23 protein-coding genes and 1 other RNA gene are annotated in these 26,144 nt (G+C 45.7%); 13 read left to right on the top strand and 11 right to left on the bottom strand.

The features are described from left to right. Positions 1 to 38: 38 nt before the first annotated feature. The 6 genes from JO154_RS14205 to JO154_RS14180 all read left to right on the top strand — a co-directional run bounded on the left by JO154_RS14205 (position 39) and on the right by JO154_RS14180 (position 7,919). Positions 39 to 935, top strand: coding sequence for an exopolyphosphatase (locus JO154_RS14205; protein ID WP_291946586.1), 897 nt, complete (start codon positions 39 to 41; stop codon positions 933 to 935). A 61-nt stretch (positions 936 to 996) separates the two neighbouring features. Beyond that, entirely contained in the window at positions 997 to 1,812 is an 816-nt protein-coding gene (gene panB, locus JO154_RS14200) for a 3-methyl-2-oxobutanoate hydroxymethyltransferase (RefSeq protein ID WP_291946584.1), read from the top strand. Between the two features lie 340 nt (positions 1,813 to 2,152). Continuing rightward, entirely contained in the window at positions 2,153 to 3,226 is a 1,074-nt protein-coding gene (locus tag JO154_RS14195; RefSeq protein WP_291946582.1) for a saccharopine dehydrogenase C-terminal domain-containing protein, read from the top strand. A gap of 10 nt (positions 3,227 to 3,236) precedes the next feature. Next, positions 3,237 to 4,127, top strand: coding sequence for a DUF1338 domain-containing protein (locus tag JO154_RS14190; protein WP_291946580.1), 891 nt, complete (start codon positions 3,237 to 3,239; stop codon positions 4,125 to 4,127). Between the two features lie 36 nt (positions 4,128 to 4,163). Next, entirely contained in the window at positions 4,164 to 5,690 is a 1,527-nt protein-coding gene (locus tag JO154_RS14185) for an aldehyde dehydrogenase family protein (RefSeq protein WP_291946578.1), read from the top strand. Between the two features lie 531 nt (positions 5,691 to 6,221). Further along, entirely contained in the window at positions 6,222 to 7,919 is a 1,698-nt protein-coding gene (locus JO154_RS14180; RefSeq protein WP_291946576.1) for a S8 family serine peptidase, read from the top strand. Between the two features lie 129 nt (positions 7,920 to 8,048). Here the strand turns inward: JO154_RS14180 and JO154_RS14175 are convergent, their stop codons facing one another. From JO154_RS14175 to bioD, 10 genes are all read right to left on the bottom strand, one after another. Continuing rightward, a complete protein-coding gene (locus JO154_RS14175) occupies positions 8,049 to 8,465 on the bottom strand; it encodes a DUF4870 domain-containing protein (RefSeq protein WP_291946574.1) in 417 nt (138 codons plus the stop codon). 68 nt (positions 8,466 to 8,533) lie between these two features. After that, an RNA gene (rnpB, locus tag JO154_RS14170) (RNase P RNA component class A) lies at positions 8,534 to 8,911 on the bottom strand. A gap of 113 nt (positions 8,912 to 9,024) precedes the next feature. Continuing rightward, on the bottom strand, positions 9,025 to 10,101 hold the full coding sequence (locus JO154_RS14165; RefSeq protein WP_291946572.1) for a Smr/MutS family protein: 1,077 nt from the start codon (positions 10,099 to 10,101) through the stop codon (positions 9,025 to 9,027). Positions 10,102 to 10,284: 183 nt separating this feature from the next. Beyond that, positions 10,285 to 10,773, bottom strand: coding sequence for a DoxX family protein (locus tag JO154_RS14160; RefSeq protein ID WP_291946570.1), 489 nt, complete (start codon positions 10,771 to 10,773; stop codon positions 10,285 to 10,287). Positions 10,774 to 10,821: 48 nt separating this feature from the next. Next, positions 10,822 to 12,450, bottom strand: a complete 1,629-nt coding sequence (locus tag JO154_RS14155) for an amino acid permease (RefSeq protein WP_291946568.1) — start codon at positions 12,448 to 12,450, stop codon at positions 10,822 to 10,824. A 123-nt stretch (positions 12,451 to 12,573) separates the two neighbouring features. Further along, entirely contained in the window at positions 12,574 to 13,545 is a 972-nt protein-coding gene (locus JO154_RS14150) for a polyprenyl synthetase family protein (protein ID WP_291946566.1), read from the bottom strand. A 19-nt stretch (positions 13,546 to 13,564) separates the two neighbouring features. Beyond that, positions 13,565 to 16,762, bottom strand: a complete 3,198-nt coding sequence (rnr, locus tag JO154_RS14145) for a ribonuclease R (protein WP_291946564.1) — start codon at positions 16,760 to 16,762, stop codon at positions 13,565 to 13,567. A gap of 16 nt (positions 16,763 to 16,778) precedes the next feature. Then, positions 16,779 to 17,849: a tetraacyldisaccharide 4'-kinase gene (gene lpxK / locus JO154_RS14140; RefSeq protein WP_291946562.1), complete on the bottom strand. Its 1,071-nt coding sequence runs from the start codon at positions 17,847 to 17,849 to the stop codon at positions 16,779 to 16,781. Between the two features lie 12 nt (positions 17,850 to 17,861). Further along, positions 17,862 to 18,434 (bottom strand): 5-formyltetrahydrofolate cyclo-ligase, encoded by a 573-nt coding sequence (locus tag JO154_RS14135; protein WP_291946560.1) that lies wholly within the window; start codon positions 18,432 to 18,434, stop codon positions 17,862 to 17,864. After that, positions 18,431 to 19,072: a dethiobiotin synthase gene (bioD, locus tag JO154_RS14130; protein WP_291946557.1), complete on the bottom strand. Its 642-nt coding sequence runs from the start codon at positions 19,070 to 19,072 to the stop codon at positions 18,431 to 18,433. Before bioD ends, JO154_RS14135 begins: the two co-directional genes overlap by 4 nt. Positions 19,073 to 19,162: 90 nt before the next feature. Between bioD and JO154_RS14125 the strand changes: the two genes are divergently transcribed. The 3 genes from JO154_RS14125 to JO154_RS14115 all read left to right on the top strand — a co-directional run bounded on the left by JO154_RS14125 (position 19,163) and on the right by JO154_RS14115 (position 21,840). After that, entirely contained in the window at positions 19,163 to 20,521 is a 1,359-nt protein-coding gene (locus JO154_RS14125) for a pyridoxal-phosphate dependent enzyme (protein ID WP_291946555.1), read from the top strand. Continuing rightward, on the top strand, positions 20,521 to 21,312 hold the full coding sequence (locus JO154_RS14120) for a helical backbone metal receptor (protein ID WP_291946552.1): 792 nt from the start codon (positions 20,521 to 20,523) through the stop codon (positions 21,310 to 21,312). Before JO154_RS14125 ends, JO154_RS14120 begins: the two co-directional genes overlap by 1 nt. Positions 21,313 to 21,402: 90 nt before the next feature. Continuing rightward, entirely contained in the window at positions 21,403 to 21,840 is a 438-nt protein-coding gene (locus tag JO154_RS14115; protein ID WP_291946550.1) for a ubiquinol-cytochrome c reductase iron-sulfur subunit, read from the top strand. A 35-nt stretch (positions 21,841 to 21,875) separates the two neighbouring features. Here JO154_RS14115 and JO154_RS14110 read toward each other — a convergent pair whose 3' ends face one another. Beyond that, on the bottom strand, positions 21,876 to 22,115 hold the full coding sequence (locus JO154_RS14110; RefSeq protein WP_291946548.1) for a hypothetical protein: 240 nt from the start codon (positions 22,113 to 22,115) through the stop codon (positions 21,876 to 21,878). A gap of 137 nt (positions 22,116 to 22,252) precedes the next feature. On the opposite strand from JO154_RS14110, the gene fbaA reads away from it, so the two are divergent. The 4 genes from fbaA (at position 22,253) to JO154_RS14090 (ending at position 26,021) form a co-directional block, all read left to right on the top strand. Next, a complete protein-coding gene (gene fbaA, locus JO154_RS14105; RefSeq protein WP_111593010.1) occupies positions 22,253 to 23,320 on the top strand; it encodes a class II fructose-bisphosphate aldolase in 1,068 nt (355 codons plus the stop codon). A gap of 148 nt (positions 23,321 to 23,468) precedes the next feature. Then, complete coding sequence (accD, locus tag JO154_RS14100) at positions 23,469 to 24,317, top strand: acetyl-CoA carboxylase, carboxyltransferase subunit beta (protein ID WP_291946544.1); 849 nt, start codon at positions 23,469 to 23,471, stop codon at positions 24,315 to 24,317. A gap of 76 nt (positions 24,318 to 24,393) precedes the next feature. Further along, positions 24,394 to 24,831, top strand: a complete 438-nt coding sequence (gene smpB, locus JO154_RS14095) for an SsrA-binding protein SmpB (RefSeq protein WP_291946542.1) — start codon at positions 24,394 to 24,396, stop codon at positions 24,829 to 24,831. Positions 24,832 to 24,863: 32 nt separating this feature from the next. Continuing rightward, on the top strand, positions 24,864 to 26,021 hold the full coding sequence (locus JO154_RS14090; RefSeq protein ID WP_291946540.1) for a hypothetical protein: 1,158 nt from the start codon (positions 24,864 to 24,866) through the stop codon (positions 26,019 to 26,021). The last annotated feature ends 123 nt before the right edge of the window (positions 26,022 to 26,144 follow it).

The following is a 26,144-nucleotide window of genomic DNA, read 5'->3' as shown; positions in this document are numbered from 1 at the left end:
AAAAATAATTATTTTTGCGTCTTAATTAACGCGTTCAGATGAAGTTAGCTGCGATAGATATTGGATCAAATGCTGCGAGGCTCCTTATTTCAGAGGCCTCTCCCAACCGTACAGGGGCAATGGATTTTACCAAGGTAAACCTGGTAAGAGTACCGCTGCGTCTGGGTTTTGATGTATTTGATACCGGAAAAATATCTGAAAAAAGAGCAGTCTGCTTACTGGACACCATCCGCGCCTACAAACTGCTGCTGGATGTTTATGAGGTAAAATACCTGAAAGCATGTGCTACCTCTGCCATGCGCGATGCCATCAATGGCCCAGAGCTATTGCAGGAAGTACGTAACCAAACAGGCATCGATATCAAGATCATCAGCGGCCAGGAAGAAGCTTCCTATATTTACGAAAACCATGTAGCGGAACAGTTGGATAATACCAAATCTTACCTCTACATCGATGTAGGTGGTGGTAGTACCGAGCTCACCCTGTTTAGCAATAAACAACTCATATTCAAAGAATCTTTCAATATCGGTACCATTCGGTTACTCCATAGCCAAGTACCAGACAGTACCTGGCAACAGTTGAAAGATTTTCTTAAATCTAACCTTCGCGGCATTGGTCCTATGGTAGCCATTGGATCCGGTGGTAATATCAACAAGGTTTTTTCCCTCTCCAAACGCAAAGAAGGCAAACCGCTCTCCCTCGAAACACTGAAGGATTATTACAAGGAATTCGCCAGCTTCAGCGTAGAAGAACGCATACATATCTATAATCTTCGGGAAGATCGTGCAGATGTGATTGTACCCGCATTACAGATCTATATCAATGTGATGCGCTGGGCCGATACTGCCGAAATTTTTGTTCCTAAAATTGGTCTGGCCGATGGCTTGATCCATGCACTTCACGCGGAAATTGCTGCCACTACCAGCCTTATATAAAAAACATTTCCGTTTTATTTTTTATATCCCCACCTTTGCGGAAAGCAAATGCTTACTGCTTATGTCTGTCAATAAAGAAATCAAGCGTGTCACCACGCATGTATTACAGAAGATGAAGGTAGACGGGGAGCGTATTTCCATGCTTACCTGCTACGACTACTCCATGGCGCGTATTCTGGATGATGCCGGAACGGACATTCTACTGGTGGGCGACTCTGCATCCAATGTGATGGCTGGTCATGAAACTACCCTGCCTATTACGCTAGACCAAATGATCTATCATGCACAGTCGGTTGTAAGAGCTATCAAACGCTCCTTTGTAGTAGTGGATCTGCCTTTCGGATCCTATCAAGGTAATTCCAAAGAAGCCTTGAATTCTACCATCCGTATCATGAAAGAAACCGGTGCACATGGTATCAAGATTGAAGGTGGCGAAGAAATCATTGAATCTGTAAAACGTATCATCAGTGCAGGCGTTCCCGTTATGGGGCACCTCGGCCTGACGCCTCAGTCTATTTATAAATTCGGCACCTATGCTGTTCGCGCTACAGAAGACGCGGAAGCTGCCAAATTAATCAATGATGCTAAGCTGTTACAGGATGCAGGTTGCTTCGCCATTGTACTGGAAAAAATCCCCGCACAATTAGCGAAAAAAGTAGCCGAAGAACTGTACATCCCTATCATTGGTATCGGCGCCGGAAAATATGTAGACGGTCAAGTGCTGGTAATGCACGATATGCTGGGTATCAACAAGGATTTTAAACCTCGCTTCTTACGTCGCTACTTGGATCTGTACACAGAAATTTATGATGCCACACAGGCATATATTAAAGATGTGAAGTCCAAAGACTTCCCCAACGATAACGAACAATATTAGTATCATTCAATTGATAAAAAAGCGTGCTGCAGAAATACAGCACGCTTTTTTTGTTGCACAATTTTACTTATATTCGCCAGATAGAATGAACTATCTGTTAAACATACAGCTTTCTCTTCTCTCCTATCTACGGAGCACTTGCTCCCACGTGCCTTAATGGCTAACGGGGTTACCCTCTTTTTATTTCCAGAATCTTAGTGGCAGTCTGCATGGTGCAGATTGATTACTTACGTACATGCGTACACGATGGTGCATGCAGGCTTCCTGCTTTTATGCATTCATTTTCGTATAGCCATGTACGTTAGAAGCCTTTTTATATATAAACCAATTCCATCGACACATGAAAAAGATCACCATCATCGGCGCCGGAAAAATCGGCGAAACAGCCGCATTCCTATTACAACAGTCCGGCGATTACCAAGTAACAATGGCCGATAGTAACCCGCACATGCTGGAAAAGCATGTATCTGCCGGTGTAAAGCCACTGCTGCTGGATGTAAATGATGCCAATGCTCTCCAAAATGCCTTGCAGGAACAAGATATCGTTCTTAGCGCCGCGCCTTTCTTCCTGAATGTTAAAATTGCCACTGCGGCAGCCCAAACCAACACCCATTATTTTGACTTGACGGAAGATGTGGCCACTACCAATGCCATCCGTGAAATTGCCAGCAAAGCCGGCGTGAGCTTCATGCCACAATGTGGCCTCGCTCCCGGATTCATCAGCATTGCAGCATTTGATATCGCCAAACAATTCGATTCCCTGGATAGCGTTCGCCTCCGCGTAGGCGCCCTGCCACAATTCCCTACCAACAGCCTCATGTATAACCTTACCTGGAGCACGGATGGCCTGATCAATGAATACTGCAATCCCTGCGATGCCATTCATGAAGGTGTAAGAAAAGAGGTCATGCCGATGGAAGGATATGAGAAATTTGCCCTGGATGGCGTGGAATATGAGGCTTTTAATACCTCTGGCGGGCTCTCTGCACTAGCAGAAATATTGGACGGGAAAGTCTATAACCTGGACTATAAAACGGTTCGCTATCCTGGCCATTGCAATCTTATGAAGATTTTATTGAATGAGTTAAAATTGAATAAAAAAAGAGCAATGCTGAAGGAAATAATGGAGGATAGCATACCTTTCACCCCGCAAGATGTGGTACTGGTATTCGTTTCTGTTTCCGGTATGGTCAATGGCCGCTCCGTACAGCGTTCCTACTCCCGTAAGATCTATAACCAACAGATTAGTGGAAAGGATTTTACCGCTATACAGTTGACTACCGCCGGTGCCGCTTGTGCTGTGATTGATTTACATACGAAAGGAGCTTTACCTAAACAGGGATTCGTTCGTCAGGAAGACGTACTTTTCAGCGATCTGATTGCCAACAGGTTTGCATCCTACTATAACAACTAATAATACCACCATGCTGAGTGAGATTTTGAATGGCCTGATGAGCCGTTACCAGGAACGTGTTCCGGATGTAGCGGCAGTTATCCAGACGATGATAGCTGAAGGAATAATTCATCAGGCGGCCGACATTGAAAACGATCATATTGCGTTTCGTACGATGGGCGTGCCCCACCTGGGCGTACAATCCCTAGAGAAGATATTTCTCCATTACGGCTATACGAAAAAAGATCATTATTACTTTGCCGGTAAGAAACTGGATGCTTGGTGGTATGCGCCACCAGCGCCACAATACCCGCGTATCTTCATTTCTGAGCTGCGTGTGAAGGATCTGAGTGCCCGTGCACAGGAAATCATCCACAGCTATACCGATGAAGTGACTACGGATCCGGTAAATGCCCTGAACCTGGATGATAGTAAAGCAGTGGATACTTTCTTGCATAGCGGTTTATGGAGAACGCCTACCCTCGCGGATTTCAAGACACTTGCTGCCGAAAGTGAGTATGCTGCATGGGTTATCTATAATCGTTATTACCTGAACCATTTTACAGTTAGTGTTCACAATCTTCCTACAGGATATAATACCATCGCGGATTTCAACCAGTTTCTGGAAAAACATGGATTTGTATTGAATGATGCTGGTGGAAAGATTAAAGCCAGTCCGGATGGGAATTTACTGCAAAGTGCAACGGTGGCGCAAATGCTGACGGCCACTTTCGCGGGCGGCGACGAGTACAAGATCGCTGGTTCCTATGTGGAATTTGCCGAGCGTAGGGTATTGCCGCAATTCGCTAATTTGACCGCCGATGCGGTGAAGCGGGAACATCGCAGAGAGGGTTTCGAAGCCGGCAATGCGGATAAAATCTTCGAAAGTACCTACACTACCCAAACGGAAAAAATGTCGTAATTTCTTATTCGCTATAGGCGTATAACAAAAAATATTATGGAAGAGACTCTGAAATCTTTTGGTATCACCGCTCAGCAAAGTGGCGTCAGTACAGGAAAGCACTGGCTGCCAGGTGGTGGCGCCGTTATTACTTCCTCCTCCCCTGTGGATGGGAAAGTGATTGCTGCTGTAACATCCGCTAGTAAAGAAGACTACGATGCGGTAGTGGCAACTGCACACGAAGCATTTAAAACATGGCGCCAGTGGCCTGCTCCCCGTCGAGGTGAGGTGGTCCGCCAGATAGGGGAAGCACTTCGTAAACATAAACATGATTTAGGGAGACTCGTGTCTTACGAGATGGGAAAGAGCCTCCAGGAAGGGTTAGGGGAAGTACAAGAAATGATTGATATCTGCGATTTCGCAGTGGGTCTTTCTCGTCAACTGCACGGACTCACCATGCATTCTGAACGTCCTGGCCATCGGATGTACGAGCAATGGCACCCACTGGGTATTACAGGTATTATTTCCGCCTTCAACTTCCCGGTAGCAGTTTGGAGCTGGAACGCTATGCTTGCATGGGTTTGCGGAAATGTCTGCATCTGGAAGCCTTCTGAAAAAACACCGGTAACTGCTCTTGCTTGTCAACGTATAGTCGAGGCCGTATTTGCTGCCAATGACGTACCAGAAGGCGTTTGCTGCCTACTCACCGGCGGCCGCGATGCGGGCGAATGGTTGGCTTCTGATCATCGTGTACCACTCTTGTCCGCTACTGGTTCTACTCGCATGGGTAAGGCCGTAAGCGCTGCGGTGGGCGCACGCCTTGGCCGCGCAATACTGGAACTGGGCGGCAACAATGCCATTATTATCTCAGAACACGCAGACCTGGATATGTCGCTCATTGGGGCCGTATTCGGCGCGGTAGGCACTGCGGGCCAGCGTTGTACCTCCACCCGCAGATTGATCATTCATGAGAAAGTATATGATCAGTTTGTAGCGCGACTCATCAAAGCATACGGACAACTACGTATTGGTAATCCGCTGGATGAAAACAACCATGTGGGTCCACTGATTGATCGGGATGCTGTAAACGCTTATTTGCAGAGTATCGAGGAGGTACACAAACAAGGTGGTAAATTCCTCGTGAAAGGCGGCGTACTGGATGGTCCAGAATATTCCTCCGGCTGCTATGTAAAGCCTTGCATCGCGGAAGTAAAAAATATCTACGATATCGTGCAGCATGAAACATTTGCGCCGATCCTCTACGTGATGAAATATGAGACCCTCACAGAGGCGATTCATATGCAGAATGATGTACCACAGGGATTATCCTCTGCCATCATGACCCTCAACCTCCGAGAGGCAGAACAATTCCTCTCTTCAGCGGGGTCCGACTGCGGTATTGCCAATGTAAACATCGGTACTTCCGGTGCTGAAATCGGTGGTGCATTTGGTGGGGAGAAAGAAACCGGTGGTGGCCGCGAAAGTGGCTCTGATGCGTGGAAAGCGTATATGAGAAGACAAACAAACACTATAAATTACTCTACCAAACTGCCGCTGGCACAAGGTATTAAGTTCGACTTATAGTTATAGAAAAACCTTTTTGGATCGCAGCTCCGACGCCAGGCGTCGGAGCTTTTAATTTCATTTCAGGTGTTACTGCCCGATCAGATTTTTAAAAGCGGTTGACAAAATCTTTGCGCTACTGCGCTTCTACATACATCGACGTTCCATGATTTCAAAAATAGTAGCGAGGCTAGAGAACCCCGCTTTTCGTTAAACGGAAACCATGCTTATGAGAAAAATACCTGATAGCAAGGATGCTATCAAATACTCTTCAGACCATAAATATGAAACTAATTTTTGAATATTCATATTCAACGTTTGTGCTACGGCTGTAATCGTTACTTCCTGCTAAATCGATTATAGGGTAGATTTCGTCTTACTTTATACAATTAATTAATATATATTCTATTAGAAATATCATATTCCAGCTATTTATAACCAGTCAACTACCCCATTACGCACTTATCATTTATATTTAATGTTATCCCGCTTTTTTCCCTACCTTTAACCTTATCTAGATTATTTTATACTTATTACGGGAAAATGTTGATCATGAAATTGTTTAGTCGAGAGGCAGCAGTCGTGGCCGGTTGTGTAGCTCTGATGACTGCGTTTAGTACCAAAACCATTGCACAATCCAAAACCCCAGTGCCCAAAAACTGGCATCTGTTGAGTTACGAAACAGACAGTGTTTACGGCACCGCTACTGAAAAAGCCTACAAAGAATTGCTGAAAGGCAAAAAAAGCACCCCAGTTATTGTGGCAGTGATTGATTCTGGAATTGATACCACGCATGAGGATCTGAAGCCTGTGCTATGGACCAATCGCCGGGAAATACCCAACAATGGCAAAGATGATGACGGTAATGGCTACATCGATGATATTCATGGATGGAACTTCCTCGGAGCCAAGAATGGCGCCAGCCTGAAAGAAGACTCTGACGAAGCAACCCGCGAATACTATCGTTTCAAACAGCAATATATCAATCCGGATTCCGCACTCGCAAAAGATTCCAAAGAATATGCTATTTGGCTGAAACTACAAGCTAAAGTAGAGAAGCCTGCTACCCAGTACAAGGTTTCTTATAAAACCATGTCCAAGCTGTCCGACAACCTCTCCAAGTGCGAAACTATCCTGAAGAATTACCTTCACCAGGATAACTTCACACTCGGTCAGATAGATAGTATCCAAACAACTAACCAGGATGTATTGCTGGCGCGCAATTTCGTATCTCGACTGCTGAAAAGCGCTGGCGATGAGCTTCCAGACTCCTTCAACGAATTCAAATCCGAATTTGACGAATACCTGAATGAACTGAAACGTAAGGCGGAAAGCACTGAAATAATGCCTAACGCCAACAGAGAAAAGATTGTAGGCGATAACTTCAATGATATCAACGACCGTAAATACGGTAACAACGATGTGATGGGTACTTTCGCCTTCCATGGTACTCACGTTTCTGGCATCATCGGCGCGGTGCGCGACAATAAAACTGGTATTGAAGGGATTGCAGATAATGTGCGCATCATGGCGGTGAAAGCCGTTCCAGATGGAGATGAGCGCGATAAAGACGTTGCCCTCGCCATTCGTTATGCAGTAGACAACGGCGCACAGATCATCAATATGAGCTTCGGTAAGCCTTATTCCCCACATAAAGACTGGGTGGATGAAGCCGTGAAATACGCAGAACAGAAAGGCGTACTGCTGGTGCATGCCGCAGGTAATGACGGTCAAAACAATGACTCCATCCCGAATTACCCTAATCCTAATTTCCTCTCCGGCGGAAAGGCTACGAACTTTATCACCGTAGGCGCAATCGGCAATGGCAGAGGAAAAGATAAAGTAGCTAACTTCTCCAATTATGGTAAACAAGAAGTAGATCTCTTTGCTCCTGGTGTACAGATCTATTCTACCATCCCTGGAGGTAATAAATACGGTGCTGCCAGCGGTACAAGTATGGCAGCTCCTGTGGTAGTAGGCGTTGCAGCCTTGGTTTTGTCTTACTACCCAGACCTCAGTGCTAAACAACTGAAATTTGTACTGGAGAAAAGCGCTACTCCCCTGCCTGACGGTACTACCCTGGTCAACAAACCAGGTACAGAGGATACAGAAATTAACTTCGCTGATCTCTCTGCTACCGGCGGTATTATAAACGCATATGAGGCACTAAAATTGGCTGCTACCATTAAAGGCGACCGTGTAGAGCCGAAAAAACACAAGGCTAAAATGAAGCCTGTTAAGAAGAATTAAAACGTGTCTGACTAAAATATAAAAAGAAGTTGTATCAAAAAAGAGGGAGTGACGTCGTAAACGTCACTCCCTCTTTTTTGCTTTTCGTTGTCCCTGTCCGCTGGCCAGGGACAATGGAAAAGAGCGTTTTTATCTAACTAATCTGATAGCGAAAGGATAACGGTAATTCTCTCCTTTACTCGCACTCACGGCAGCTATAATGGAGAACACGATGTTGCAAATACCCAGTATACCATAGAGCCCCATCCATCCGATAACGTTGAATCCTGCGCCGGAAAATCCAATCATGGAAGCGCCCAACATGAGGATACCTGTGGTAATGAAACCGATTATTATCAGCACAACTGATACCAGACTAATGGTAATTTGAAAATTAAGGGCTTCTTTACCCTGTTGTTCTATGTAAGCAGAATCGTTGCGCTTCAGCAGCCATAATACCAGCACCAGTATGATATTACCTGCCCAGCCCCATTTAAATAACATAAAAGCGGCTATACCTGCTAAATGCAAAATGGTGGCCCAAGTTCGTTCGTCTCTTTGGTCCATAGGAGAAAGTTTTAGGAGAAATTGAAGTTAAGAGGATATCCTGAAATTAGCAATACAGTGAAAGAAAAGAAAACTACAAACCTATAAGCCGGATTCTGTGAACCCCGGCAAGCCGGGGAGCTGCTACCATTTATCTACGACGATGTTCACACACCGCCTGTATCTGCCTACCCTCGGTCATCGGACGAGCAGCCCTCAATCGACCGTATACATGGCATTTCAGCACGCAAGGTTTACCCGCATAAACAGTTACCTGTCTACACCGTGGGCGCTTACCCCACATTTTCACCCTTACCTGTGCCGAAGCACAGGCGGTTATTTTCTGTGGCACTGGCTGTCCTATTTCAAGGAAATAGTCCCACCCGTTAGGTGGTGCGTTGCTCTACGCTGTCCAGACTTTCCTTCTTCCTGCTCAATGTCAGAAAGACGATAGCACGGTTTGTAGTTAGAATACAAAGGTAGGAAAATTTCTTCGGAAACCATTAACAGAAAAGGGATTGCAGACTTTGATTGTCGCAATCCCTTTGCTGTATTGGAATTCCTAATATATCTTTTAATACTATTTGAAGTTAATCTCTGTAGCACCATAGCCATAACGGGCGTGGTATTGATTCACGAAGTTCGCTACTTCTGGCGTTTGACGCAGAATATTATGGATCTCGTCTTTCAGTTTGCCTTTTCCTACGCCATGAATTACGATCAGATGATGTTGTTTATGGGAGATAGCCAGATCTAGGTATCGCTGAAATGCATTCAACTGGATAGCCAAGATCGCAATATTGCTTAGCCCTTTCCAATTTTTCTCCAGCTTCTCTATGTGCAGATCTACTTCATGTTTCGGCTCCAGTGTGGTTTCTGGCTGCAACTGAATTTTACTCAGCAAACTAGCCATAGTACCAGATCCGATTTTCGCAATGTCTGGCTTCTTTCCTTTCGCGGCCGCGGCAGCAGGCGTTTCCTGTACAGGAGGCAGCTCTGGCTTTTCTTCCGCTTTAGTAGGATACTTTTCAAACAGCGGAATAGTCAGCGTGGCTTCTGCTTTGGTCCTTAATTCTTCCAGTTGCACAAACATCTGTTTGGCTTTGATCTTCCATGTTTTTTTAACAGAAGAAGCCAGTTCTGGCTGTGCATCTTTCAAGACAAAAGTGAATTCAAATCTTGGGTTATCATTCAAAGATTCGAACAACAAATCTGTCAAATAAAAATGGTTATAAGGATGGATCTCATTCTTGATTTCCAAGTCCAACTGATTGTTCAGCCATACCTGAAAATAGAAACGCATCGCATGCGGGGTGTCATTAAACAGATGGAATTTCATCAACTTGATCGTTTCATCGAAACCATCATGATGATACACCGGCAGTACCGAAAGGAACATGCCTTTATCTGTTTTCAGGTCCTCATATTTGCTGCGATTCACTTTGATTTCATCGCCAGGAGTCAATTTAGGTTTGGGTTTCACCAACTTCTCCTTTGTAAAACGATGGAAGTAAGGAAAGTCGATCTGATCCAGGTACACTGGAAAAGAGGTTCCTTTTACTTCAATCATTACCATATTATCATTCACAATTTCTACTACAGTTCCTTCTTCTTTGGAACTCAACAGCAGAACTTTATCTCCGATTTCGTATTTCATAATTGCATTCTTGCTGCAAAGCTAAATTTTTTCCGGCAAAGAAAAGAGTGGAGAATGAAAGGTTTATACGGGCAGACGCCAGCAAAAAAGAGGAACAGATACAGTAACAGAAAGAAATTGCAGGAGAGGTTCCTGTAAGAACAGGGTTAACAAACCCGCCTAACGTGTATGCCTGTATGAAAATCAGGCTGATTCATCGTCCTTAATACCGGCAGTATAGTGCCGACTGTGCTTCTTTTCCGGATGACGGCGCATGTAGTCATCTACTGAAATGGGGCCGCTTCCTTCTACCAGGAACAAGGCAAGCAGTAACAGGACAAGGAGTGAAAGGCCTAACACCGGGTATACCTGGAACAAACCAGTACGCGAGTGCACAAAAAAGAGCGCACCCAAAAGAATTGGTAAGTTCAATGCTGAGGCAAAACGAGTGTAAAGTCCCGAAGCGATAAATAATCCACCTACGATGTGCACAAAAACAATATAATGCGCAATGTAGAATGCGACAGCTGTCAACGCCGGGTGATCAGTAATCATGGCGGTAAGCGCATCCCTGTTCATGACGAACAAAACGCCTACATACATCAGAAATCCACCCAGTGCCATTCTGACAAAACTGAGCCATTTGGGGTAATGAGCATCTCCCCATTTTTCGATTTTTTGTAGCGTGTTCATAAAATCAGATTTTATGGATCAAAGAGCTACAATTAAGTTACGAAAAATTTATTGTTTTTTGAGTTTACTGTGACTGTAACTGTACAGGAAATAGATAGCGAGGCCAGCCAGCAGCCAGATGGTGAATACGATCCAGTTTTTAAGACCGATTTCTGTCATCAAGTAAAAGCAGCTTAAAAGTCCCAGAACGGGTATAGCAGAGAGCCTGCGTACACAGGCCAAAATAATCGTTATAATGGCTACTACTGCAAACAGCATGAATGGAATATTATGCTTCCATACCTCCCATCCCGTGCTGAAAGTCAGGCGATCCAGGATATCCCCGCCGAAGAAATATAACAGCGCAGCTACCACTGGTGGCACCACATAAAGGCTGTTGATATATGGCAGGCGGAATCGCTTTTCAGCGGTTTTCTCTTGTGGAGGTAGCATCAATACCCCGCCACAAACCAGGATAAAGGCGAAGAGGGTACCAATACTAGTCAGATCTGTAACAATCGTGAGGTTCAGGAACAATGCCGGAACACCTACGATAATACCGGTGATGATAGTGGCGAAAGAAGGGGTTTTGAACCGTTTGTGGATGGTGCTGAATTTCTTTGGCAGCAGGCCATCTCTACTCATACTCATCCAGATACGTGGCTGCCCGATCTGGAATACCAACAATACGCTGGTAGTAGCTACCACCGCACTCACAGAAATAAGATAACTAATCCATGGCATGTTTACTTTATCAAACACAAAAGCCAGCGGATCGGCTACTTTCAGCTCCGTGAAAGGCACCATACCAGTGAGGATAAAAGAGATAAGGATATATAAAACGGTACAAATAATCAGGGAATAGATCATGCCTTTAGGCAAATCTCGCTGTGGGTTGGCACATTCTTCTGCAGTAGTACTTACGGCATCAAAACCGATATAGGCGAAGAACACGGCAGAAACGCCCTGCAAAACGCCAGAGAAGCCATTAGGCATAAATGGATGCCAGTTCTCTGTTTTTACAAAGAAAGCACCTACAGCTATTACAAAGAGAATCACGGCTATTTTCAGGCCTACCATCAGATTGGCGGTACGCTTACTTTCCTGGATACCTACATAGGCCAGGTAAGTCACCAGTACTACAATCATAAATGCGGGCAGATTGAGAATAACCGGCACACCAAAGATATGAGGGGCTGCAGCCATTAATGCTGGAGATGCACTGTCGTAGTTATTGGTCAGCCAATCCGGGAGTCCTATCCCCAAGCCATTCAGGAGGTTATTAAAATAGCCGCCCCAGGAAATGGCCACGGCGATATTCCCAATAGCATATTCCAGGATCAACGCCCACCCGATTACCCAGGCAGCCAGTTCTCCGAATGTAACGTAAGAATAAGTATAAGCAGAGCCGGAAACAGGTACCCTGGATGCAAATTCTGCATAACAGAGGGCAGAGAAGCCACAAGTAACGGCTGTGATAACAAAGAGAATTGATACGGCGGGGCCACCATGAAAAGCGGCTTCTCCAATGGTGGAGAAGATACCGGCGCCGATAACGGCTGCAATACCCATCGCGGTGAGATCCTTCACTTTCAGGACCTTATGCATTCCACCTGTCTCATGTCCGTCTGATAAACCGGCGTTGGCGTCTTTTAAAATGGTTGCGAGCGACTTTTTACGAAACAGCGAATTGGACATCGGCGTGGATTATTACAGTTTTGGGCGCGAATATATGGGAAAAAGTTATAAAAAATATTTTACAGTAAATTAAAAAATCCGGGCCTAGGCCCGGATTTTTACTTCAAATTATGTTTCAACAGATTATTGCTGACGGTTCAACAGGAAATCTGCCAGTTCTCGCAATGGTTGCTTACGACTGCTCAATACAGCGATGTCTTCCAGATTTTTGAAAGCCATCTGGGTAAATCGCTCCTTCTCCTTTTCTGCCCATTCATCCACTTTGCAATCGCGGAAAAGTTGCAGAACCCTAGCTACTTTATCATCTGGATTGGATGCCAGCAGCGACTTCAGCTCGGCTTTCTGCGCAGGATTACACAGCTCAAAGGCTTTCAGGAGCAAGAAGGTCTTTTTATTGGCCAAAATATCTCCCCCCTGCTGTTTACCAAACTTCTCTGGATCGCCAAAGGCGTCCAGGAAATCGTCCTGAATTTGAAAGGCAATCCCTACGTTTTTACCGAAGGAATATAGATGTCCTTGATTGCCTTCACTACCACCGCCGATGATCGCTCCCATTTGGAGACTAGCAGCCAGTAGTACAGAGGTCTTCAGGCCAATCATATTCACGTAAGCATCGTAGTCCACTTCTTCTGGGTCCAGGAGTTCAAAATCCATGTCCAGTTGCTGGCCTTCACATACTTCGATGGCTGCTTTATTGAATACAGATACCAGTTTTTTCTGGTATTTGGTATGTACTCTATTTAATCGTTCATATACATTGATCAGCATCACATCTCCTGAGAGGATGGCGGCTGTTTCGCCGTAGACCATATGAACAGTCGGATTTCCCCTGCGGATAGGGGCTTTGTCCATAATATCGTCGTGTATCAGGGTGAAATTATGGAAGAGTTCTACCGCACTGCCGGCGTGAAATGCATCCTGGTGCAGCTCATCGAACAGTTCATTACCCATCAGGCATAATACAGGTCGGATACGTTTACCTCCTATTTCCAGGATATGTCTGGCGGCGTCATAAAGCCGGTTAGGTTGCTCCGGGAAATGCAACTGATCGAAATGTTTACTGAACTGTCCTGTTAACTCTTTAAATGATTGCATTGCTGATATACGATTAAAATTATTTCTTCTTCTTTACGGTATTGCCTTTCTTTCCAGTTGCTTTTTTAGGTGCAGCTTTTTTCGCTGGCGCCTTAGTAGCTACCTTTTTAGGCGTCGCTTTTGTAGCCGCTTTTTTAGGTGCTGGTTTGGCGACCGCCTTTTTAGCAGTGGTTTTTACAGCAGCAGCTTTTTTAGGCGTCGCTTTGGTAGTTGCGGCTTTTTTTACTGTAGTTGCTGCTTTCTTTTTAGCAGTTGCTGCTTGTTTTTTTGCTGGCGCGACAACAGTCTTTCCAGTGGAAGCAGCCTTCTTCGTTGCGGGTTTCGAAACTACCGCTTTTTTAGCAACTGCTTTCTTTGGAGCTGCTGGCTTTTTAGCAACGGCTTTTGTCGCTTTAGGAGCGGCTTTACCTTTCTTCGCAGGAGCTTCAGCTTTTGTGGCTTTGGCTTTGGGAGCGGCGGCTGTCTTCTTAACCACTGGTTTTGTGGCAACTGCTTGCTGCTTACCTTTCGCTACTTGCTTAGTGGCAGCGGCTTTCGGAGCAACTGGTGTCTCTTTAGCTACTGGTTTCTCAGCAACAGCTTTCTTCCCTTTCGCTACTTGCTTAGTAGCGGCGGCTTTCGGAGCAACTGGTGTCTCTTTAGCTACTGATTTTTCAGCAACAACTTTCTTGCCTTTTCCTACTTGCTTAGTGGCAGCGGCTTTCGGAGCAACTGGTGTCTCCTTAACTGCTGCTGCTTCGGCAATGGCTTGTTTGCCTTTTGCTACCTGCTTAGTGGCAGCGGCTTTCGGAGCAACTGGCGTCTCCTTAGCTACTGGTTCTTCAGCAACGGTTTGTTTGTTGTCTTTTGCTACTTCTTTAGTGGCAGTGGCTTTCGGAGCGACTGGTGTCTCCCCAGCAACTGACATGGCTTCTACTCCTTTCTTCTTAGCTTTCGCTGTTTTCTTGGTAGCAGCAGGTTTCACGACTGCTTCCTTCGGCTTCACCACACCTGTTAATTCTGTGATAACAGGTGATTCTTGAGGCGCAACTATCGCTGAAAATACGTCTGGCTGTAAGCTCACAGGCACTTCCGGCGGAGTAAGGATACTCTCAGAAATAGATGCATGATCTATTGGTGGCATATCTATACCGTTTCCGATCTCAGTTTTAACTACCGGTTTAGGTATGAAATTACGTTGCTTGTCTTTTTTCTTTTTCTTCTTACCTGGATGTTGCTGTTGTTGCTGCACGGCCTGTCTAGGCTGCTGCACTCGTGGCTGCATTGTTTGCAGTTCTTCTTCCAGCTCATAATCCAACTGTCTTTTAGCCAGGTTGGCGGCAACCACACGGATTTCCACCTCCTGTCCTATACGGAACTTGCGACCGCTACGGGTACCTACCAGCGCATATTCCGCTTCACTGAAAATGAATTCTTCTTTCTTATTCAGGTTATGCACGCTTACCAGTCCTTCGCATTTGGTATCCTCGGTTTCCACCCAGAAGCCGAAATGCGCTACACCGCTGATTACACCCATGAAACTTTCACCGATGAATTGCTGCATGTATTCCACCTGTTTGTATTTATTGGCCGCACGTTCTGCTTCCATGGCCTTACGTTCCATTTCAGAGCAGTGCTTACATTCTTTTTCCATCTGTTTATTTGGATGGATATCATTGGCCAGCGCTTCAGCCAGTACCCGATGTACCAATACATCCGGATATCGGCGGATAGGCGAAGTAAAGTGACAGTAGTCGTCAAACCCAAGTCCATAGTGGCCTACGTTATCTATCGTATAGGCCGCTTTGGCCATGGTACGGATGCCGAGGGTTTCCAATACGTGCTGTTCTGGTTTTCCTTTCACCAGTTCCAGCATACGATTGAAAGATCGTGCGATGGTGTCTGGCGTACTCAGATCAAAACGATAGCCGAATTTATGCGCGAAAGATGCAAACACCTTCAGCTTTTCTGGGTCTGGTGTATCGTGCACGCGGTAAGGGAAAGGAACCGGCTGTTTGTTGACCTTAATTTTGGCCACATAAGCAGCCACCGTTCTATTGGCCAGCAGCATCATTTCTTCAATCAACTGATGGGCCTCTTTACTTTCCTTGATAATGATACCGATTGGTTTGCCTGTTTCATCCAGCTTGAAGCGCACCTCTTGGGAGCTGAAATTAATAGCTCCTTTAGAGAAACGGTCCTTGCGGAGGGTTTGGGCAATCTTATTCAGCAACAGGATTTCCTGTTTATAAGGTCCTTCGTTGGTTTCGATAATTTCTTGTACATCTTCGTACGTAAAGCGATGTGCAGAATGGATAACGGTTCTACCTATCCAGTGCTGCTTCACCTCTCCTTGTTCGTTCATTTGGAAGATGGCAGAGAAAGTATATTTATCCTCATGTGGGCGGAGTGAACAGAGTTCGTTGGAAATCTTCTCCGGCAGCATAGGTAGTACGCGGTCTGGCAGGTATACGGAGTTCGCGCGTTTCTCTGCTTCTTTGTCCAGTTCTGTACCTGGCAGTACGTAGTGACTTACGTCAGCGATATGTACCCCAATTTCATACAGTCCGTTTTTCAACAGGCGAATAGAAATCGCATCATCAAAATCTTTTGCATCCACCGGGTCAATGGTGAAGGTGAGGATTTCGCGGCAATCTCTTCTTTTTCGTACTTCCGCATCCGTTATAGCGTCAGGAATGTGCTGTAGCTCTTCCAGGGCTTCCTTAGGGAAGTTCAGCGGGAATCCAGCTTCAATCAGGATTTCCTTCATGGCCAGGTCGTTGGTATTGCTGGCATCAAGGATTTCCACGATTTCCCCTACGGGTTTCCGAGATTTTTCGCCCCAGGCAACGATTTTCACTACGGCTTTATCGCCGGTTTGGGCTTCTCCTAAGGAGTTGGCCGGGATATAGATGTCCGGCATAAACATCCCTTTTTCAGGGATCAGGAAACCGAAGTTTTTGCTGACCTGCAGGGTACCGGTGAATTCTGTTTTGCTTCGTTTAAGGATATCCGTTATAACGCCTTCCATGCGGCTTCCGCTGCGGGCAGGCTTAATAATATCTACCAGCACTTCATCTTTGTCGAGTGCTGTGTTCAGGTTCTTCTGTTTTACCAGAATATCGCGGGGAAGGCCTTGTACGATCACAAAGGCCATACCAGAGCGGGTCACTTCTACCACGCCTTTGTAGGTCTTATTTTGGCTCCCGCCTCTTTTATCTTTCTTCTTTTTACTCATGTTTCAGGGTAGTTCTTCATTGATTGGTTGCAGGGTAATAGCTGCCTACGTAATCAAAAATAAAATTATTAAATGTTTCCTGCGCTCCGAAAAGGAACGCAATTTCCACAGGCATAACAGCCATGTGCAGGTTTTGTTCTATAAGTGTTTTCTTCAGTAAATGCAGCCTCACGGCATCTTTCTCGGTGGTCACTACTATCTTGTTTTTACCTGGAAGATCGTCCAGTTCCTTCTTGATCTTAGCAATATCTTTTTCAGAATAGTAGTAATGATCCGGGAATGGTAACAGGAATACCTGATCAAACGAAGATCTGAGCTTTTCCAGCAGTGGCTCAGGTCTTGCGATGCCGCAGGCCAGCAAAACGGTGGTATCTGCTGCCAGTTGCACCGGCTCATGCGTAATCAGGTCGTACATGGCTCCGTACTGCAAGGTAGTAAAAAACACCTGCTGATGCGGTAAAGGATTTATTTCTTTTTCAATTGCCTGCTTTTCCGCCAGGGAAAGGTTCGGCGGACATTTAGACACAATGATACAATTAGCTCTGGTATATCCTTGTCTTCCTTCTCGTAATCTGCCAAAAGGCACCACATGATCTTTCGTAAACCGACGGTTGTACTCTGTGATCATAATATTCATGCCAGGTTTAATGCTACGGTGTTGGAAAGCATCATCCAACAGTACCACCTGGGTACCTGGTTCGTCCATCAGGAGTTGGGGAATGGCCAACATGCGTTCCTCCCCTACAGACACATGGACATCCGGGAACTTTTCGTGAAACTGCATCGGTTCATCTCCGATTTCAGCAGCAGTGGTATGTTCATCGGCGAGGATATATCCGCTCGTGCGGCGGTTATAGCCTCTGCTGAGCGTTGCTACCTGGAAATGTGCTTTCAGTAGGCGGATGAGATATTCCACATGCGGGGTTTTGCCTGTTCCGCCAACGGAGAGGTTACCTGCGGCGATTGTAGGAATGTCAAATTCCACGGCCGTCAGCAGGCGGCTGTCATACAGTTTGTTTCTGATCCACATCACCAGTCCATATAGCAGTGAGAAAGGATATAGGAGTACTGACAAGTATTTGAGCACGTTCTGTTCTTTTTAGAATTGATAAATATTTTCCGGTGTCACGACCGTCTGCAGGGCGATATCCCTGTCATCGGTATCTGGAATTGTCGGAATTGGTTCAAACAGGGAAAGGCCGACGGTTTGTACATCCGCGCGGCATTGCTGCAGGAATCGGTCGTACATACCTTTGCCATAACCTACCCGGTGGCCGGAAATGTCGAAAGCCAGCAGCGGAACGAACACCAGGTCTATCTGCTGAGGGGCTACGGATTGGCCGGCAGCCGGTTCTGTGATACCATAACTGTTTTTTACAAGGAGAGTATCCTGTTCCCAGAGGAAATGTGTCATCGTGGCGGTTTGCATGTCTGACCGGGAGAGCACCCAGTGCAGTTCTGGGTACTGGTGGCGCAGTGCCTCAATGATAGGCCAGGTATCGGCCTCCTTCTTTTCCAGGATGGGAAGGAATACATGGATATACTGTAATCCGGAGAAATTCAGCTTCAGTACATTGGCCAGCAGAGCGGAGTTCAGCCGAACTGCTGAGGACTCATCCAGGTTGAGCCTTTGTTCTAGGAATTGTTTTCGTATATCCTTTTTAGTTGTCATTGTAACAGTTGGTACAGCGAGTCTGACAACAATTGTGCCTGCTCACTGATAAATGCCTTTCCGACAGCTTCTGCTTGGGGAATGCGTCCTATCCGGGGGATGCCGGACCAGCGGATAATATCTTCTTCATTGGAGTGCCAGTCGCCCCCAAAGATCCACCCTATAACGGGAACGCCTGTATGTTGCAGCATTCTTGCGGTCAGCATTGCATGGTTAATACTGCCAAGATAGTTACGGGCGGCAATTATGACACCTGCATTCATCTCTTTAATCAGGTCCAAGGTGAACATCTCTTCATTGATGGGTACCATTAGTCCTCCTGCCCCTTCTATGACCAGCGGCCGATCAGTTGGGAAGCTGTTCAACTGTTGTAAGATTTTCCCGGGATCGATAATGGTATGCTCCAGCCGGGCTGCCAGGTGTGGAGAGGCTGGTTCTTCCAGGGCATAGACCTCTGGATGACAGACAGTTATATGATTGGAAAGTAAGGTCTTAATGGTGTTGGTGTCGGTTCCTTCGGCCAGTCCTGTCTGCACGGGCTTCCAGTAATCGGCCTGCAGCGCCTCTGTCACACAGGCGGCGGTAACGGTTTTACCAACGCCAGTGCCTGTTCCTGTAATAAAAATTCGGTTCATCATCCTGGCAAAGATAGGGATTCCGGCATTGTTTGGGCTGCTGGTGGCATTGAGAAAAAAGCTATCTTAGTAAATGTACAACCTCATAGCATTATGAAATATTGTGAAAACATCCTCGAAACGATTGGCCATACTCCCTTAGTCAAATTACACCGTGTATCTGCCACCTTGCCATGCCCAGTGTTTGCCAAAGTAGAGTTTTTTAACCCAGGCAACTCCATCAAGGACCGAATGGCCCTGAAAATGGTGGAAGAAGCTGAGAAAAAAGGTCTGCTCAAACCCGGCGGCACCATTATCGAAGGCACTTCCGGCAATACCGGTATGGGATTGGCCTTGGCCGCAGTCATCAAAGGTTACAAATGTATCTTTACTACTACAGACAAGCAGTCCAAAGAAAAAGTCGACATCCTCAAAGCGGTGGGCGCAGAAGTGATTGTTTGTCCTACCAATGTGGAGCCGGAAGATCCCCGCTCCTATTACTCCGTTTCCAAACGCTTAGCCCAGGAGATACCCAATTCCTTCTATGTGAACCAGTACGATAACCTGGCCAACAGGGATGCGCACTACGAACAGACAGGGCCGGAAATCTGGGATCAAACAGACGGAAAAATCACCCACCTGGTAGTAGCCACGGGCACCGGCGGTACTATCACCGGTATAGGTAAGTTCCTGAAGGAAAAGAACCCAAATATCCAGGTATGGGCTATAGATAGCTATGGTTCCCTATTGAAAAAATATTTTGAGACCGGGGAAATTGATATGAACGAAGTGTATCCCTATATCACAGAAGGTATTGGGGAAGACTTTATTCCGCAGAACTATGATATGAGCGTTATTGACCGCTTTGAAAAGGTGACAGACAAGGACGGCGCCGTGATGGCCCGTCGGATCACCAAAGAAGAAGGCATCTTTGTGGGTTATTCTGCCGGTTCCGCTATGGCGGGGCTTATCCAACTGAAAGAGCACCTGAAACCGACGGACTTGGTAGTGGTAATTTTCCACGATCATGGTAGTCGGTATGTAGGTAAAGTGTATAACGACCAATGGATGATGGAACGTGGATTCTTGGACGTAAAAACTGTGAAAGATGTGGTAAGTTCCCGTCGTAATCAGCCACTGGTAAGCATTACCGCGGATATAAAAGTGAGCGATGTCATCTCAAAAATGAGAAAATATGACATCGAACATTTGCCGGTATTTGCAGATGGAGAGATGATAGGCTCTGTTTCTGAAAGCAATTTGTTCAACAAACTGATCGACGATGTTCACCTGAAAGATGCCACTGTTAAGCAGGTGATGCAGGCACCATTCCCGATTGTGAGTGAAAGCACCCCGATTGAGAAACTGTCGTTTTACATCAACAAAGAAAACGGCGCTGTGCTCACCAAAGACGAAAGCGGCGATTATCATATTGTTACCAAATACGATGTAATTCAGGCGCTCGGAAGATAATGATGCATTTTACAGATCAATTGCAACGAAATATCGTACTGGAAAAGGCGCCAGAGAGGATTATCTCCCTGGTGCCTTCCCAAACGGAATTGTTATATTCCCTGGGCCTGGAAGAGCAGGTAGTGGGGATTACGAAGTTTTGTGTACATCCCAACGCTTGGTTTAGGTCCAAAACCCGCGTGGGTGGTACGAAGCAAGTAAATATGGAAACGGTTCGATCCCTGAAACCGGATTTGATCATTGCCAATAAAGAAGAAAATACCAAGGCGGATATAGAACTGCTAATGGAGGAATATCCCGTATGGGTCAGTGACATTCATACCTTGGAAGATGCCTATGGGATGATGGCTGGGATAGGTGCCATTACGCATACCAGTCACCGGGCGGCGGCCATGATAGCAGAGATTTCGCAGGATTTTGCTGCGCTACAGCCATTGCCGAGGCCCTTATCCGCCGCATATTTTATCTGGCGGCAACCTTGGATGGTAGCAGGTGGAGATACATTTATACAGCAAATGTTACAAGCTTGTGGCATTCGCAATGTTTTTGGGGAGTTGACGAGATATCCTGAGATAACGGTAGCACAATTGAAAGCCAGTCAGTGCGACCTAGTATTGCTTTCATCAGAACCTTATCCCTTCAAGGAAAAGCATATAGCCGAATTACAGGAAATGGTACCGGAAGCCACCATTTTGTTGGTAGACGGAGAATATTTTTCTTGGTATGGAAGCAGGCTCAAAGGTGCACCCGCCTACTTTTCCGGGCTAATTGCCTCATTGGAACAAAAATAATTCTCCCATTTTTTTAGATCAGGCAACCTGACAATTTTTAGCAGCGTAATCAGAGTATAATACACTGTTTTCACTGTTAAAAATTCTCATATGGAAAGACGTGAATTTGTCACCAGTCTGGGGATTTCCCTTGCGCTGGCTTGTGCGGGTTGCCTGGCAGCCTGTAGTGGAGGAGGTTATGGCGGTGGTGGTAGTGCCACTCCTGGTGGTGGTACGGCCAGGTTATCCGTCGATCTGAATTCGGGATTGCTTGCCATTGGCGATTTTATGATATCCAATGGCATCATAGTCATCCGTGTTGCTGCCGGGAATAACTCCAACAGCTTCGTCGCATTATCGTCTACCTGTACCCATCAGAATTGCTCCGTGTCTACCTACAACAAAGCTACCGGGTTAATTGAATGTAATGCTCCTTGTGGCCATGGCAGTAGGTTTACCACCAGCGGCGCTGTGAATACGGGTCCAGCTACCGTGTCGCTTCCTACTTTTACCGTCTATGTGTATGGGAATACGTTGACCGTTTCCTAGGATTTGCAATAGGGCTAAGGCTTTTTGCTCTAACCCTACCGCCTGTACGTTCTTTTCCAATCGTACAGCGGATATTTAGACCAGGCATTTCCGTTTTGCATAAAGCCGTGCAACAGCATAATAGGCTCCCCTTTTCCCTCAACTGTAAAGTGAATCCGGGTATTATCGAAGGATTGAAAGAAACCAGTAGAATCGGCAGGCATTGTAGCGAAAGTAGTGGTCGTGAGACACGTGATCAGCCAGGCTAGCAAGTATTTCATGAAACGTGGTTGCATACTATTGGGTTTACGGGCGTAAAATAGACCATTATCGACAAACTGTTTAAAGGTATAGTGTAAAATCTGAAATCGTTATAAATCTTCTCATTAACTCCTTATATTTGCTTTCCTAAAAATCAAATATCTTTTAGAGTATGGGAAAATACAGAGCTGGCGTATTATTCGGCGAAGAGCTGGATGCGCTGTATAACGATGCCAAAGACAACGGATTTGCTATGCCTGCTGTGAACGTGGTAGGAACTAACTCCGTAAACGCAGTACTGGAAACAGCAGCAAAGGTGAATTCACCGGTAATTATACAGTTTTCTAACGGCGGCGCGCAATTCTTCGCTGGTAAAGGAATGCCAAACGACAAACTGCAGGCGAACATTGCAGGTGGTATTTCCGGTGCGAAGCATGTGCATGAAGTGGCCAAATATTACGGTGTGCCAGTAGTACTGCATACAGACCATGCTGCTAAAAAATGGCTGCCATGGATCGACGGTCTGTTGACTGCAGGTGAAGAATATTTCAAACTGCACGGTCATCCACTGTACAGCTCTCACATGCTGGATCTGTCTGAAGAGCCGCTGCATGAAAATATCGAGATCTCTCACAAATACTTTGAGAGAATGAACAAACTGGGTATGTCTATCGAAATCGAGCTGGGTGTAACCGGTGGTGAGGAAGACGGTGTTGACAACTCTGGTGTAGATAATTCCAAACTCTATACACAACCTGAAGATGTAGCGCATGCATACGAAGTACTGTCAAAAGTAGGTAACCGTTTCACTGTGGCTGCTGCTTTCGGTAACGTACACGGTGTATACAGCCCAGGTAACGTAGAACTGCGTCCGGTGATCCTGCACAACAGCCAGGAGTTTATCCAGCAGAAATTCGGTACCAAAGCGAAACCAGTTTACTATGTATTCCATGGTGGTAGCGGTTCTCCAAAACACCAGATTGCGGAAGCACTGGGTTATGGCGTGATCAAAATGAACATCGATACCGATATGCAGTGGGCATTCTGGGAAGGTGTACATGATTTCTACGAAGCGAAGAAAGAGTACCTGCAAGGCCAACTGGGTAACCCAGAAGGTGCAGATAAGCCTAACAAAAAATACTACGATCCACGCGTTTGGCTGCGCAAAGGGGAAGAAACCTTTGTTAAGCGTCTGGAAGAAGCCTTCCATGACCTGAACTGTATCAACAGAAACGCATAAGATACTAAGGTATAAATGAAAAGACCTGCCGAATGGCGGGTCTTTTTTATTTATATGTAACTTATTATACTATAATTATTTGATTTTTTACTTAAATAATTCATTAATTCGTATCTTGCACCACTATTTTCTAATCTAACAGAAGAATATGTCAAGCTGGTTTAAGCGAATTAAACAAGGCATTTCCACCTCCACCAGTGAGAAGAAAGAAGCTCCTGATGGTTTATGGCACAAATGCCCTAACTGTAAAAAAACCACCACTGTTAAGGATCTGAAGGAGCATTTTTATGTTTGTGATAAGTGTAATTATCATAACCGTATCAACTCCGCTGAGTACTTTGAGATCATTTTCGACAACAATCAGTTCGAAGAACTGTTCCCCAATATTTACCCAACTGATTTTCTGGGCTTTAAAGATTTGAAGCCCTATGGTGACAGGCTGAAAGATGCGCAGAAGAAATCAGGACTGAAGGATGCCATGACAGTTGGCGCTGGTCAGGTATTGGGTAATGACCTTGTGGTAGCTTGTATGGACTTCAACTTCATCGGCGGTTCCATGGGTTCTGTTGTAGGGGAAAAGATTGCTAGGTCTATTGATTATTGCATTATGCATAAAATGCCGCTGATGATTATATCCAAATCTGGCGGTGCGCGTATGATGGAGAGTGCATTTTCACTGATGCAGATGGCGAAAACATCCGCCAAACTGACTCAATTGGCTGATGCAAGATTACCATTCATCTCCCTGATGACCGATCCTACCACTGGTGGTGTAACGGCTTCTTACGCGATGCTGGGTGATTTCAACATTGCAGAACCGGGCGCATTGATCGGCTTTGCAGGACCAAGGATCATCAAGGAAACTATTAAAAAAGATCTTCCTGAAGGTTTCCAGAGTGCTGAGTTCCTGCTGGATCACGGTTTCCTGGACTTCATCATGGACAGAAAAGAATTGAAGACCAAACTGGCAACAGTACTGGCACTGTTCAAAAAATAAACATTACATTGTATGCTTTATGGATTTGCAGTCGTCAGACTTTCAAATCCATAAAGCATTTTTGTAATCACACACTATGGCAGAATTAAGAAACAGATCGGCATATTTTGAGTACGCAATAGAAGACAAGTATATTGCTGGCATAGTATTAACTGGAACGGAGATTAAATCTATCCGTGCCGGCAGAGTGAGCTTTAATGATGCATTCTGCTACTTCTCCAAAGGAGAATTGTTTGTTAAGAGCCTGCATATTGCAGAGTACTCCCACGGCACCGCAGCCAATCATGATCCCCTGCGGGAACGCAAATTATTACTGACAAAGAAGGAACTCCGTAAGCTGGAGAACAAGATGAAGGAAAAAGGATATACCATTATTCCTTTACGTATGTTCATTACAGAAAAGAGTTTGGCAAAGATGGAAATAGGCCTGGGTAAGGGTAAGAAACTCCATGATAAGAGAGATTCCATCAAACAACGTGAGTCGGAAAGAGAGTTGAGACGTCAATATAAATAGTCATCAGCATTATCCCATAAACCCGCATTCCAGTGAAACTTCCGAACCTATCATTCCTAACGCTGCGCACACTGATCTGTTGTGCAGTGGTGGCATTGCTATTTTCATGCCGCTCCGGAGAAAAATTATATAACAAAGGTCGTTATGATGAGGCCGTGGAAACCTTCGTAAAGAAGCTACAGCGTCGTCCGTCCGATAGCAAGGCCCGACAACTCCTTCCTGCTGCATATGAGCACTCCATGAAGCTGCATGAAGATCGTGTCAGCCAAATGCTAGTTTCCAATAATCAACTCAAATGGGAAAACATCAGAGGTGAATACCGTGCGATGCAGCGCCTCTATAATGTTATTAATGGGAGCCCTGCTGCGCTAGAGGTGGTGAAGCCAAAAGACTACTCCTCCGCCATTACAGGCGCCCAGGAGAACGCCGCAGAAGCCCGCTATGAGCGCGGAAATATTTTACTGGACAGAGGTGATAAAGTTAGCGCCAGACAAGCATATGATGAATTTGGTGCCGCCCTCAAGCTGGTCAACAACTACAAAAACTCCAAAGCCCTCATGGAAGAGGCTTTTCAAATGGGTGTGGTAAGAGTAGTGATTAGTCAACTCGAAGTGCGTTCCCCCTATTTCCAGTTCTCCGCCGATCAATTCCGCGATTACCTCGTACGCAATATCCAGCAACAGCAGATCAATCGGTTCGTACAGTTTTTTGATGAGCGCTACGCCGCAGAAAACAAAGTGCCAGCAGATCAATACCTGGAACTGCGCTTCTATGATTTCATAGTAGGTCAGACTTACGTAGACCGCACCCAGCGCGATGTTAGCAGAGAAATTGTAGACGGTGTTACAAAAGACTCCACTGGTAAAGAAATTAAGAAGTATATAACGGTAAAGGCTACACTCTTTTTGACCAAACAAACAGTGGTATCAAAAGGATTGCTGGACTACCGTATCATCAATACCGCCAATGGCCAAGCTATCCGGCAGAACCGCATTCCAGGTAGTTATACTTGGGTAAATGAGTTTGGTACGTATAGAGGTGATTCCCGTGCGCTTTCTGATGATGACAAGCGCTTGATGGGTGGGCGGGAGATGGCGCCGCCTCCGCCGGATCAGTTATTTTTGGAGTTTACCAAGCCGATTTATTCGGATTTGGATAGGGAGCTACGCAGTTTTTATAGTAATATCTAACGAAGGTTGATTTTTTTATAAGCAAAGAGAAGGGACGTCTGCGACGTCCCTTCTCTTTGCTTATTTTTTTCGTTTCCCCTGCCCTGCGGGCAGGGGAAACAGATGGAAGATTTTACGCCTCCG

The sequence above is a fragment of the Chitinophaga sp. genome (genome assembly GCF_019236475.1).
Taxonomy (GTDB): domain Bacteria; phylum Bacteroidota; class Bacteroidia; order Chitinophagales; family Chitinophagaceae; genus Chitinophaga.
This window is presented reverse-complemented; position numbering and strand designations above follow the sequence as displayed.

Excerpts from the sequence above, each read along its gene's own strand:
- JO154_RS14205 (WP_291946586.1), top strand. The coding sequence starts at position 39 with ATGAAGTTAGCTGCGATAGATATTGGATCAAATGCTGCGAGGCTCCTT.
- panB (WP_291946584.1), top strand. The coding sequence starts at position 997 with ATGTCTGTCAATAAAGAAATCAAGCGTGTCACCACGCATGTATTACAG.
- JO154_RS14195 (WP_291946582.1), top strand. The coding sequence starts at position 2,153 with ATGAAAAAGATCACCATCATCGGCGCCGGAAAAATCGGCGAAACAGCC.
- JO154_RS14190 (WP_291946580.1), top strand. The coding sequence starts at position 3,237 with ATGCTGAGTGAGATTTTGAATGGCCTGATGAGCCGTTACCAGGAACGT.
- JO154_RS14185 (WP_291946578.1), top strand. The coding sequence starts at position 4,164 with ATGGAAGAGACTCTGAAATCTTTTGGTATCACCGCTCAGCAAAGTGGC.
- JO154_RS14180 (WP_291946576.1), top strand. The coding sequence starts at position 6,222 with ATGAAATTGTTTAGTCGAGAGGCAGCAGTCGTGGCCGGTTGTGTAGCT.
- JO154_RS14175 (WP_291946574.1), bottom strand. The coding sequence starts at position 8,465 with ATGGACCAAAGAGACGAACGAACTTGGGCCACCATTTTGCATTTAGCA.
- JO154_RS14165 (WP_291946572.1), bottom strand. The coding sequence starts at position 10,101 with ATGAAATACGAAATCGGAGATAAAGTTCTGCTGTTGAGTTCCAAAGAA.
- JO154_RS14160 (WP_291946570.1), bottom strand. The coding sequence starts at position 10,773 with ATGAACACGCTACAAAAAATCGAAAAATGGGGAGATGCTCATTACCCC.
- JO154_RS14155 (WP_291946568.1), bottom strand. The coding sequence starts at position 12,450 with ATGTCCAATTCGCTGTTTCGTAAAAAGTCGCTCGCAACCATTTTAAAA.
- JO154_RS14150 (WP_291946566.1), bottom strand. The coding sequence starts at position 13,545 with ATGCAATCATTTAAAGAGTTAACAGGACAGTTCAGTAAACATTTCGAT.
- rnr (WP_291946564.1), bottom strand. The coding sequence starts at position 16,762 with ATGAGTAAAAAGAAGAAAGATAAAAGAGGCGGGAGCCAAAATAAGACC.
- JO154_RS14135 (WP_291946560.1), bottom strand. The coding sequence starts at position 18,434 with ATGACAACTAAAAAGGATATACGAAAACAATTCCTAGAACAAAGGCTC.
- bioD (WP_291946557.1), bottom strand. The coding sequence starts at position 19,072 with ATGATGAACCGAATTTTTATTACAGGAACAGGCACTGGCGTTGGTAAA.
- JO154_RS14125 (WP_291946555.1), top strand. The coding sequence starts at position 19,163 with ATGAAATATTGTGAAAACATCCTCGAAACGATTGGCCATACTCCCTTA.
- JO154_RS14120 (WP_291946552.1), top strand. The coding sequence starts at position 20,521 with ATGATGCATTTTACAGATCAATTGCAACGAAATATCGTACTGGAAAAG.
- JO154_RS14115 (WP_291946550.1), top strand. The coding sequence starts at position 21,403 with ATGGAAAGACGTGAATTTGTCACCAGTCTGGGGATTTCCCTTGCGCTG.
- JO154_RS14110 (WP_291946548.1), bottom strand. The coding sequence starts at position 22,115 with ATGCAACCACGTTTCATGAAATACTTGCTAGCCTGGCTGATCACGTGT.
- fbaA (WP_111593010.1), top strand. The coding sequence starts at position 22,253 with ATGGGAAAATACAGAGCTGGCGTATTATTCGGCGAAGAGCTGGATGCG.
- accD (WP_291946544.1), top strand. The coding sequence starts at position 23,469 with ATGTCAAGCTGGTTTAAGCGAATTAAACAAGGCATTTCCACCTCCACC.
- smpB (WP_291946542.1), top strand. The coding sequence starts at position 24,394 with ATGGCAGAATTAAGAAACAGATCGGCATATTTTGAGTACGCAATAGAA.